Genomic DNA, 10605 nt, shown 5'->3' on the forward strand with positions numbered 1-10605 from the left:
TTATGAGTCGGATAGTATAAATAAGTATCTAGATTAATATTATAGGCGATCGCTATAATAGTATTCACAAACTCGACCAATTACAGGAAATTTTTAATACTGCTACTCGTATGGAAGCAGCTTTTTGGCCTAATCATCTAGTAAATTAATTGGCGATCGCTCAACTTAATCAATGTATAATACCAAATCCGGTTTATATACCCCAGTTAAAAACTAGGTTCGTAGTTGGACTAAAGTCCAATAAATAGAGAAAATAATAACTAGGTTTATGAGTCGGATAGTATAAATAAGTATCTAGATTAATATTATAGGCGATCGCTAGGTGTCAAGAATCCGCTGTCAATTTTACTTATGAACAGGTTAATGTTCATATTAAGTTATAGAAAGTATGTTAAGAAAAACTATTATTCTTCTGTAGGGGCGCAAGGCTTGCGCCCCATGTTTAATGTATGCTCCTCAGAAAAAGCGATTCCTAAGATCAACACTTACCAGGATATGTATAATAACTTAATTATGGTGCGTTACGCGCACGCTAACGCACCCTACAAATGCTACAAATGCTTACGCTCAAACATGTAGATAAACAGCATTAAAAAAAAGCTTAAAACCCTAATGGTTAAAAGCTTCTATTTAAATCGGAGCGGCGGGATTTGAACCCACGACCCCCACTACCCCAAAGTGGTGCGCTACCAAGCTGCGCTACGCCCCGTTTTCACATTTATTGATTATACAAATAAACTAAACAAATAGTCAAGCTAAAAAACAGTTAATCTTTCTAAAGCAGTAAATAACTCTGGCACCGCTTCAGGAGACCAATTCCCCTCACAACGTCTACCCTGATTAAGAATCAAACGCAAATCATAAGCTTGAGGATAACCATGCACCTCTAACCAGAGTAAATCAGTTTCAGCTTCACAGGTAATTTGTTCTTCATCCATTAATTCTGTTTCCATCTGAATCATAGTTTCTCTTAGCTGACTAAATAAACGGCTAAAATCTGTAAACTCAGCTTCTGTTAATTCAATCGCCCATTCATCAGCGCCTACTAAACCCTTATAAAGAGTAGCGCTGGCATCCCAACCAATACGCCAACCTTTACCACTTTTGAGAAAACGTTCCATTATGGCAGCAGTAATTCAGCGTCTCCGGGTTGAGGGAGATTTAAGTTTGGTTCTGATTGTGTCTCGGTATTATTTTCTGGTTCTGTTTGTGGCGTTGGTGTTGAGGGATTATAAATACTCATCAACACAGCTACTAATTCATTGCGTTGTCGCAAGTTTAAACCTCTAATCACTTCTAAATCTCCAGCTAAGGGATTAGCAGTAAGAGTCTTATAACCAGGATATCTTTCTGCTAAGATTGTTTCGTGAGCCCCTAAATAATCAGCTAAAGTTAACTTCCAATCTAAACGAAACTTAGTTGGTCGATTTTTTACATATTGATGATAGCTAATGAAGCGACTCATCAAGGTATTGTCTTCATCAACTTTGTTACTGCTTTGATTTATATATTGATTTTCCCGAGGAAACTCCGGTAACTTTTGGTAAACTTCGGCTGCTACTTCTTGTGGACGCAAGCTTTGAGCCTGTAGAGACAAAACCTTTCCCCAACAGATAACTAAACTAAATCCCAAAATTACATAAACAATCAAAGCGGCAATTTGTCTACAGAAACGATTAGAGATAAACATTGATAATTGTAATTTGAACTAATAATTAACGAGATTTAAGATAACGCGAAGCGATCGCTAAAGCATCAGCAATATCTACATCTCCATCTCTATCAGCATCTAAAAAGTTCCCCAGAACCGAATTTACTAGAGGATTTTGAGTAAAAGTACCAGTTTTTAATAATTTCATAACTATATTAACTAGGGATGGCAGCATAGGTTGTATGATATTCAATGGCAATCCTGTTTTCTGAGAGATTTCCCTGATCATTTGTTCAAGCATCGGGGTAGTAAACAAGCTTGAGAGTAGTTGATTACTTCCTTGACTATTTGCGAATTGATTAATTAGATTTTGTGCTCCTTCTTCTCCCTCAAGGGATCGCTTTTGTTGTAGAGAACCGCGAACATATTGACCTACTACTGATAAGGCAGATTGCAAAGTATCGGGATTAGTTTGATAATCATTACTCAATTGTTCTACATTATTAACAATGTCGCCTATTTGATTAGAACTTGCTTCTTGTTCTGGATTATCTAAAGCGGAGAGGATTTGGTTAAATAAACTCATAGCCGAAATTATGTAAGGTTTATTAGTTAATTTTATAGCAGTCATGGTTATGGTGTTAAAAATATGTAATTATCTTAAAAATCAAAGATGCGATCGCCCTTTAACCTTCTTTAGTTTTTACTCTAAAGTGCGATCGCTAATAGCATCAGTAAAAGCTCTAATATCAATCGTGTATGTGATTCTATCTACTCAAAGACTTACTATAACACTATGATTATAACCAAAATTTAGAATGCGCTAATTATTTTTTAAGTATTTATACTTATAATTGGGGACACAAATCCTTTGAGCTGTTTTGGTGGGACTTATATCTTGCACCGAAAAACCCTATATAATTAATGTAAATTGGGATAAACCTGTGAGTAAGACTATTCAATCATTCCTCGGAAGTATTGTATTCTATACCATTTTCCCCTTACCCAAAGATTGGCCCTTAGAAATAGAAAGAATTGCCAGATGGGCACCAATTATAGGCTTAATGATAGGTGGCTTACTATACATAGCTGATTTTACCCTACTGCAATTACATTTACCCCTATTAACTCGCACAGCAGTAATTTTAGGTCTATGGATTGTACTTAGCGGCGGGTTACATTTAGATGGAGTGATGGATACCGCCGATGGCTTAGCTGTGTTAGATAGGGAAAAACGTCTACAGGTAATGCAGGATAGTAGATCTGGTGCTTTTGCCATTATGGCAGCCATTATCTTACTGTTACTAAAGTATAGCGCTTTGATTGACTTAGATGGCGATCGCTGGTTGGGATTGATTTTCGCCCCAGGATGGGGAAGATGGGCACAGGTATGGGCGATTTCCCACTACCCCTATCTCAAACCCGAAGGAAAAGGGGCATTTCACAAACAAACCATACAGTTACCTCAAGATTGGCTAATGGGTTTAATAGTATTAATCAGTCTCAGCGCTGTCTTAGCTACATGGGGACAATGGTTATTAGGAATTGGAGTAATTTTTATCGGTATAATAACTTGTCTAGGTACTAATTTTTGGTTTTACCGACAATTAGATGGTTTTACTGGAGATACCTATGGCGCCGTAGTCGAATGGACAGAATGTATCTTCCTCTGTCTACTAATTATACTGATTGCTTTTATTAACCCCAATGAATAAAAAACCTCCTATTTCTAAAAATCTGGCCTCCCGTAGTTTAGGTTCTATCTTTTGGCTTTTTTCCAGTACAGGTTTAAAACTACTCATCCAAGTAGTTCAAACGGTTATTTTATCCCGTCTATTAACCCCAATTGAATTCGGTTTAATGGCAGCGGCGATGATTGTGGTTAGATTTGTAGAAAACTATCCCCTAGGAATTGGTCCTCCCTTAGTTCAATTACCGAATTTAGAAACTAGACATCTTCGTACTGGTTTTACAATTTCTGTGATTTTTGGTTTACTGAGTGGATTAGTTTTATGGTTAATTGCCCCTTTATGCGCTGCTTTTTTAAACAATCAGGAAACTATCCCCATTATCCGCTTTTTTGCTCTAACTTTTCCCCTGCGTAGTTTAGCTATAGTCTCAGAAGCTGTCATGGAAAGAGAAATGAGGTTTCGCCTTCTCTCTACTATACAGGTTGTTTCCTATGCTATTGGTTATGGTGTTGTGGCGGTGATTCTCGCTTTACTCGGTTATGGTGTTTGGTCTCTAGTTTTAGCTTATACCGTTCAAATTACCATTAGAAGTTTAGCAGCCTTGTATTTTGCCTCCCATCCTAAGCAACCCCAATTAGATATAAAAACCATCAAAGAATTAACTAGTCTCGGTGGTGGATTTATTCTCACTAATTTTCTACAATACTGGGCAATGAAGGGTGATTATTTAGTAATTAGTAGAGGTTTGGGTTTAGAAGCCTTGGGTTTATATACTAAAGCCTATAACCTGATGAATCTTCCGGCGGCTAATCTGGGATATGCCATGAATCGAGTCTTATTTTCTAGCTTAGCAAAGGTACAAGAAGATAGAGAACGTCTAGCTAGGGCTTATCGTCGTAATTTAACAATTGTTTCTCTGATGATTTTTCCTCTCAGTATAGGAATGTTTTTTTTAGCTAGGGAAATTATTGTAGTATTACTTGGTTCTCAATGGACTGGAGTAATTGCACCTTTTCAGATTTTAGCATTGGGAACATTTTTCCGTTTTAGCGATCAAACTACTGGGGCTTTTATTCGTTCTTCTGGTCAAATGTATCAAATGGCTTGGCTAAAATTTATCTTCACTGTCTGTGTGGTAGGAGGTGCAATCTTGGGTTTAGACTATGGGATTGAAGGTGTTACCCTAGGGGTAACCATTGCTTTAGTTGTACAATACCTGCTGTTAACTCGTTTTGTGGTCAAATTAACTTGTATTGATTGGCAAACAGTAGTTATGAGTCATGGTGTAGCTTTACCCTTAAGTTTAGTTACTGGGTTAACTGTTTGGTCTAATGCTACCCTGTGGAGAAATTTAAACTTTCCTGCTTATTTAGTTTTAATTTTATCCACAATAATTACTCTAATTTTTGTCCTATTATTAGTTTATATTAAACCTAATTTATTTCTCGGTAAAGATGGTCAATGGTTATGGCAAACTATTTCTAAATCTTTACCTAATCTCAATAAATTAAAATTAGCAAAAAAACAAAAAAACCATGAATCATAACTATTCTTAATCTTATGAGCAATCAATCACAAAATCAAGTGACTCAAGTTTTCACTCAAGCAGTGCAAACTATCCAAGCTAAAATTAATTTAGCCAAAATTCAACTGAAAAAAAACGCTAAAGTACCAGAATTATTAGTATACGACAATAGCGATACTAGTCCGAAAAAATATCCCCTATTAGGCGATCGCTATGCCATTGGACGTGATGGACGTTCCTGTGATATCGTTATCCCTGATTCTGTAGTTAGTCAGGTACATTTTACCATCCGTCGAGATCCTCTCAATAAACGCTCTTTTCTTTTAAGAGACCAAGATTCAACTAATGGTACTTTTCGTGGCAAATCTCGTCTCGGCACTTGTTCTATATACCATGGTAACTTGATTAATCTTGGTCCTCCTGAGTTAGCTACCTCTATTAAAATTAAATATATCTATCCCCGTCCTTGGTGGATTAATCTTTTACGTTATCTTCTCTATGGTGTCTTAGGATCTACAGTGATTGGCTGTTTATTCCTGTTTATAGCCTGGACTCAATTTGATGTATCTCCTCTACCTAGCGGAGGAAATGGCCCCATAGTTATCTATACTGAGGATGGTACCCCCTTAACTCCGGCACGTCAAGAAACCCATCAAGAATTAAAGCAGTTATCTGATTTTTCACCCTATTTACCCCAAGCTGTCATCGCTTCGGAAGATACCCGTTTTTATTGGCATTTAGGGGTAGATCCCCTGGGCATTCTTAGAGCTATTTTAATTAATGTCGAAAATCAAGAAATTCGTCAAGGTGCAAGCACTCTCACTCAGCAACTAGCTAGAAGTTTATTTCCCCAGGTGGGCAGAGAAAATACTACATCACGTAAGTTACGAGAAATGATAGTTGCTCTCAAGTTAGAAGCCACCTATAGTAAAGATGAAATTTTGAGAACCTATTTAAATCGTGTTTATTTAGGTTTAAATAATTTTGGCTTTGAAGATGCCTCTCAATTGTATTTTAATAAGTCTGCCGCTGATTTAACCATTGCTGAAGCTGCTACCCTCGTAGCCATTCTTCCGGCACCTAACAGTTATAATCCTGTTCAAGACTATGATACTGCTGTGGCTTTGAGAAACCGAGTTATTGAGCGTATGGCTGATTTAAATATGATTACGCAAGAAGAGGCAGACCGCGCTAGGCGATCGCGTATTGAGGTTACTCCTTCTGCCCATGATGCTTTTAGTAATATTATCGCTCCCTATTTTTATAGTTATGTATTTAAGGAGTTAAATAGAATTCTTGGGGCTTCCGTAGCCGCAGAAGGTAACTTTATTGTAGAAACATCTCTAGATGTAGATTTACAAACCAAGGCGGAAACAGCTTTTAATGAGTATCTCAAAGATAGTGTTAACCGTTTTAATTTAAGTCAGGGGGCTTTGGTGACTATAAATAGTGAAAACGGCGAAATTGTGGCCATGATTGGCGGTAAAGACTACAGGGAGAGTCAATTTAATCGGGTTACTCAAGCCCAAAGACAACCGGGTTCGACTTTTAAGATTTTTGCCTACGCAGCAGCTTTAGAAACAGGAATTTCACCCTACAAGACTTACTCCTGTGATGGTTTGATTTGGCAAGGTCAAAAATATCAATCCTGTGAGCGCAGTCAAGGTAATATAGATATGTATACAGGTCTAGCTCAATCAGAAAATGTGGTAGCCTTGCGCATCGCTCAAGATGTAGGTTTAAAAAAGGTAGTGGAAATGGCCCGCAGATTTAGAATAGAATCTCCCCTACAAGCAGTGCCAGGGTTAATATTAGGCCAAAGTGAGGTAAACTTATTAGAAATAACGGGAGCTTATGGGGCGATCGCTAATGGAGGTGTTTGGTATAAACCCCACGCTATTCGCCGCATCAGAGATGGTAATGATTGTCAAGACTCTTCACAACCTAGTAGTTGTCGAGAAATCTATAACTATAATTCACAACCTGATATTACTACTAGGGCTATTTCCCCGCAAGTTGCTAATCAACTCACAGAGTTAATGCAATCAGTAGTTATAAATGGTACAGGGAGAGCAGCTGATTTAGGAGAAGGAGAAGCGGGAAAAACCGGAACAACAGACCGCAATGTGGATTTATGGTTTATTGGTTACTTATTGCAAAATCAACTAGCCACAGGAATTTGGTTAGGTAATGATGATAACAGTCCTACTTGGGGGAGTAGTAGTCAAGCTGCTGCTATTTGGGGTAAATATTATCAAACTATTTTAGAATAAAGTTTAAGAAAGATTTCAAAAAAAAAGAATTTTGATGACAACTATCTTAAATTTAAAGTCATTAACCACACTTACACCAACTAATTTTTATGAACTTTGTCAAATTAATCCTGATGTATCATTAGAACTAAGCGCCGATGGAGAATTAATTATTGTGTCACCAGTAGCTGGAGTTTAGACTAAACTCCAGGTTAAAGATACAAAACCAAACGTAATCCTTCATCAATTCCTTCCATCAAATCTTCATCTAAACAAGTTATTTTCTCAGTTAAAAAAGCTTTATCGATAGTGACAATTTGTGAAACATTTACCACTGAATCCTTTGGTAATGAGGTTTGATTTCTTGGTAAATAAACATTGCCTGGAGCTTTGCTCAAGTTTAGATTTGAGGTCAAAATAACAGCAATGACGGTTTGAATTTGACTGCGGTTAAACCCATCATCTTGAACAATTAAAACAGGACGACGATATCCAGGTTCACTCCCTACAGGTGATGGAAGATTAGCCCACCAAATATCCCCTCGATGAATCACCATTGTTCTTTCTCTATCGAACTCAATTGCATTTGTGTAATGTCTTGGGGCAGTTGACTATCTGTATCTTGATAAACTTGATTGAGCTTTTCCGTGATTTGAGAAGAACGAGAATTTTTTAAATAAGCAGTAATGGCTTTAGTATAAAGCTCACTCCGACTAATATGAAGTTTTTGAGCTAAGTTTTCTGCTTCTGTAAAAATGTCATCAGGAATTGAAATTGCTGTTTTCACGTTTATTTTCTCCTAACTCTTTTCTAGTATAACTCAGTTATACCAGAAAAGTGTCAGGACTGAGATAAACGCTATAACTAATTAAACGGACTTAATATAAGAGGTAAATTGTTGGGTGTAGTGACCAAGGGCCCAACCTACAGGATATAGAATAAGTACGAAGTTTCCGCTAAAATATTTACAATATTTATTAATCAATGATGATGACAGAAACCATTTTTAGTAAAATTATACGGAAGGAAATTCCCGCTAATATAGTCTATGAAGATGACTTGGCCCTTGCTTTTACAGATATTAATCCCCAAGCACCTACTCATATTTTAGTTATTCCTAAGAAACCCATAGTCAACTTAGACGACACTAAAGCCGAAGATAAAGAACTATTAGGACATTTACTATTATGTATTCCGAAAATAGCCCAAGAAGCAGGTTTAACTAATGGTTATCGAGTAGTAATTAATAATGGTGAGGATGGAGGACAAACAGTATATCATTTACATTTACATATATTAGGCGATCGCCAGATGAAATGGCCTCCCGGTTGAATTATCTCGCCGAAACTAATAAAATGTGGAATAATTAAGAAAAAATAAAATCGATGATTATTCAAGATGAGTAAAAAGCGAGTACTCTCTGGAGTACAACCCACAGGAAATTTGCACCTAGGTAACTATCTAGGTGCTATCCGTAACTGGGTAGAAAAACAAGATGAATATGATAACTTTTTCTGTGTAGTAGATTTACACGCTATTACTGTCCCCCATAATCCAGCGACTCTAGCCCACGATACCTATAGTGTTGCGGCTTTGTATTTAGCCTGTGGAATAGATTTAAACAACTCAACTATTTTTGTTCAGTCACACATTAGCGCCCATAGTGAATTAGCCTGGTTACTTAACTGTATAACTCCTCTAAATTGGTTAGAGAGAATGATTCAATTTAAGGAAAAAGCCGTTAAACAAGGGGAAAATGTAAGTGTAGGTTTACTTGACTATCCAGTACTGATGGCGGCAGATATTCTATTATATGAGGCAGATTTAGTACCAGTAGGAGAAGATCAAAAACAACATTTAGAATTGACTCGGGATATCGCTATACGTATAAATGATCAATTCGGGAAACCAGACGCACCAGTTTTAAAACTTCCTGAACCTTTGATTCGTAAAGAAGGGGCTAGGGTAATGAGTTTGACTGATGGCACTCGCAAAATGTCCAAATCAGACCCCTCGGAATTGAGTAGAATTAATCTTTTGGATTCTCCTGAGTCAATAAGTAAAAAAATTAAACGTTGTAAAACAGATCCGATAAAAGGCTTAGAGTTTGACAAGCCAGAGCGACCAGAATGTAATAATTTGTTAACTCTATATGCCTTACTGTCAGGGAAATCTTTTGCAGAAGTTGCTACAGAATGTCAAGATATGGGTTGGGGACAATTTAAACCACTACTGACAGAAACAACTATCAAGGCTTTAGAACCAATACAGACGAAATATAAAGAAATAACTGAAGAGCGCTCCTACCTAGATTCAGTTTTGAGAGAAGGTGCTCACAAAGCTAGTGAAGTTGCTCACAAAACTTTGCTAAAAGTCAAAGATGCTTTCGGCTATTTACCAAACCTAGAAAAAAACTAAAAAATTAACGGCAAAAATTATGAAAAATAAGTTCAGTCAAGCTATTCAAAATCAAGAGTTTTTAATTACTGCTGAAGTGACTCCTCCCAAAGGTGTTAAGTTAGAGCATGTAGTGAGTATAGGTAAACTCCTAAAACCTCGGGTTCATGCCGTTAATGTGACAGATGGAAGTAGAGCGGTAATGAGAATGGCTTCCTGGGCAGCCTGTACAGTATTGTTACAACAAGGAATAGAGCCAATTTGTCAGATGACGGGACGCGATCGCAATTCCATAGCCTTACAAGCAGATTTAATGGGAGCAAATGCTTTAGGAATTACTAATATTTTGGCTTTAACAGGAGATCCCGTGAAAGCAGGAGATCAAGTACAGGCAAAAGCAGTATTTGAGTTAGAATCAGTGAGACTATTAAAATTAATATCTAAACTCAATCAAGGCTTTGATGCCAATGATCAACCTTTAACTGATGGAGCACCAAAACTCTTTCCCGGAGGAGCAGTAGACCCTCAAATCAAGAGTTGGTCAAGTTTACAGAAGCGATTTGAGCAAAAAATCGCTTCTGGAGCACAGTTTTTCCAAAGTCAGTTAATTACAGACTTTGATCGCCTAGAGAAATTTATGTCAGAAATTGCTGGTAATTATGATAAACCAGTACTAGCAGGGATATTTTTACTCAAATCAGCTAAAAATGCTAAATTTATCAATCGTTACGTGCCTGGGGTAAATATTCCTGACAGCACAATTGAGCGCCTCGCTGAAGCTAAAGAGCCATTATTAGAGGGGATGAAAATAGCCGCAGAACAAATTAAGTTAGCTCAACAAATCTGTCAAGGGGTACATATCATGGCAGTTAAACGAGAAGATTTAATTCCTCAAATTCTAGATATTGCCGGAATTGCTCCTTTAGAAAATCAAGAGAAGCAACTACAGCTAATAACTAAAGATGCCAGTGATCAGCTTTAGAGTATCTAAATTGACAGGGTGACAACAAGCTTAAACTGAAGGATCCGGTGTACCTCATATCAAAGCACCAGTACTTATGTACTAAATTAACCTCAGAAAAAGTTCAT

General features: G+C 37.1%; 12 protein-coding genes and 1 tRNA gene. 7 read left to right on the forward strand and 6 right to left on the reverse strand.

The window, feature by feature from the left end; translation table 11 throughout:
- Window positions 1-635: 635 nt before the first annotated feature.
- From MW688_RS16155 to MW688_RS16170, 4 genes are all read right to left on the reverse strand, one after another.
- Window positions 636-709 (reverse strand) — tRNA-Pro (locus tag MW688_RS16155).
- A gap of 46 nt (window positions 710-755) precedes the next feature.
- A complete protein-coding gene (locus MW688_RS16160) occupies window positions 756-1121 on the reverse strand; it encodes a DUF1818 family protein (RefSeq protein ID WP_486737041.1) in 366 nt (121 codons plus the stop codon).
- Complete coding sequence (locus MW688_RS16165) at window positions 1121-1690, reverse strand: hypothetical protein (RefSeq protein ID WP_486737042.1); 570 nt, start codon at window positions 1688-1690, stop codon at window positions 1121-1123. Before MW688_RS16165 ends, MW688_RS16160 begins: the two co-directional genes overlap by 1 nt.
- Before the next feature lie 25 nt (window positions 1691-1715).
- Window positions 1716-2282 carry a hypothetical protein gene (locus MW688_RS16170; RefSeq protein ID WP_486737043.1) on the reverse strand — a complete coding sequence of 189 codons (567 nt, stop codon included), beginning with the start codon at window positions 2280-2282 and terminating at the stop codon, window positions 1716-1718.
- Between the two features lie 313 nt (window positions 2283-2595).
- Here MW688_RS16170 and cobS point away from each other — a divergent pair, with 313 nt between their 5' ends.
- The 4 genes from cobS to MW688_RS16190 are packed head-to-tail and all read left to right on the forward strand — an operon-like array spanning window position 2596 to window position 7318.
- Entirely contained in the window at window positions 2596-3366 is a 771-nt protein-coding gene (gene cobS / locus MW688_RS16175; RefSeq protein WP_486737044.1) for an adenosylcobinamide-GDP ribazoletransferase, read from the forward strand.
- Window positions 3359-4888, forward strand: a complete 1530-nt coding sequence (locus MW688_RS16180; protein ID WP_486737045.1) for a lipopolysaccharide biosynthesis protein — start codon at window positions 3359-3361, stop codon at window positions 4886-4888. Before cobS ends, MW688_RS16180 begins: the two co-directional genes overlap by 8 nt.
- A 14-nt stretch (window positions 4889-4902) precedes the next feature.
- The gene (locus tag MW688_RS16185; RefSeq protein ID WP_486737046.1) at window positions 4903-7140 is read left to right on the forward strand and encodes a PBP1A family penicillin-binding protein; all 2238 of its coding nucleotides are present in this window, start codon (window positions 4903-4905) and stop codon (window positions 7138-7140) included.
- Window positions 7141-7174: 34 nt separating this feature from the next.
- On the forward strand, window positions 7175-7318 hold the full coding sequence (locus MW688_RS16190) for a hypothetical protein (RefSeq protein ID WP_486737047.1): 144 nt from the start codon (window positions 7175-7177) through the stop codon (window positions 7316-7318).
- A 13-nt stretch (window positions 7319-7331) separates the two neighbouring features.
- Here the strand turns inward: MW688_RS16190 and MW688_RS16195 are convergent, their stop codons facing one another.
- Window positions 7332-7676 (reverse strand): type II toxin-antitoxin system PemK/MazF family toxin, encoded by a 345-nt coding sequence (locus tag MW688_RS16195; RefSeq protein ID WP_486737048.1) that lies wholly within the window; start codon window positions 7674-7676, stop codon window positions 7332-7334.
- The gene (locus MW688_RS16200; protein ID WP_486737049.1) at window positions 7670-7906 is read right to left on the reverse strand and encodes a hypothetical protein; all 237 of its coding nucleotides are present in this window, start codon (window positions 7904-7906) and stop codon (window positions 7670-7672) included. Before MW688_RS16200 ends, MW688_RS16195 begins: the two co-directional genes overlap by 7 nt.
- 203 nt (window positions 7907-8109) lie before the next feature.
- Between MW688_RS16200 and MW688_RS16205 the strand changes: the two genes are divergently transcribed.
- The 3 genes from MW688_RS16205 to MW688_RS16215 all read left to right on the forward strand — a co-directional run bounded on the left by MW688_RS16205 (window position 8110) and on the right by MW688_RS16215 (window position 10498).
- Entirely contained in the window at window positions 8110-8451 is a 342-nt protein-coding gene (locus MW688_RS16205) for a histidine triad nucleotide-binding protein (RefSeq protein ID WP_486737052.1), read from the forward strand.
- Between the two features lie 66 nt (window positions 8452-8517).
- Entirely contained in the window at window positions 8518-9537 is a 1020-nt protein-coding gene (gene trpS / locus MW688_RS16210; protein ID WP_486737050.1) for a tryptophan--tRNA ligase, read from the forward strand.
- Between the two features lie 19 nt (window positions 9538-9556).
- Complete coding sequence (locus MW688_RS16215; protein WP_486737051.1) at window positions 9557-10498, forward strand: methylenetetrahydrofolate reductase; 942 nt, start codon at window positions 9557-9559, stop codon at window positions 10496-10498.
- Window positions 10499-10605 lie beyond the last annotated feature (107 nt).

The sequence above is a fragment of the Johannesbaptistia floridana genome (genome assembly GCF_057440575.1).

Coding starts and splice junctions, on each gene's coding strand:
- MW688_RS16215 (WP_486737051.1), top strand. CDS start 9,557: ATGAAAAATAAGTTCAGTCAAGCTATTCAAAATCAAGAGTTTTTAATT.
- MW688_RS16190 (WP_486737047.1), top strand. CDS start 7,175: ATGACAACTATCTTAAATTTAAAGTCATTAACCACACTTACACCAACT.
- trpS (WP_486737050.1), top strand. CDS start 8,518: ATGAGTAAAAAGCGAGTACTCTCTGGAGTACAACCCACAGGAAATTTG.
- MW688_RS16165 (WP_486737042.1), bottom strand. CDS start 1,690: ATGTTTATCTCTAATCGTTTCTGTAGACAAATTGCCGCTTTGATTGTT.
- MW688_RS16195 (WP_486737048.1), bottom strand. CDS start 7,676: ATGGTGATTCATCGAGGGGATATTTGGTGGGCTAATCTTCCATCACCT.
- MW688_RS16170 (WP_486737043.1), bottom strand. CDS start 2,282: ATGACTGCTATAAAATTAACTAATAAACCTTACATAATTTCGGCTATG.
- MW688_RS16160 (WP_486737041.1), bottom strand. CDS start 1,121: ATGGAACGTTTTCTCAAAAGTGGTAAAGGTTGGCGTATTGGTTGGGAT.
- MW688_RS16205 (WP_486737052.1), top strand. CDS start 8,110: ATGACAGAAACCATTTTTAGTAAAATTATACGGAAGGAAATTCCCGCT.
- MW688_RS16180 (WP_486737045.1), top strand. CDS start 3,359: ATGAATAAAAAACCTCCTATTTCTAAAAATCTGGCCTCCCGTAGTTTA.
- MW688_RS16185 (WP_486737046.1), top strand. CDS start 4,903: ATGAGCAATCAATCACAAAATCAAGTGACTCAAGTTTTCACTCAAGCA.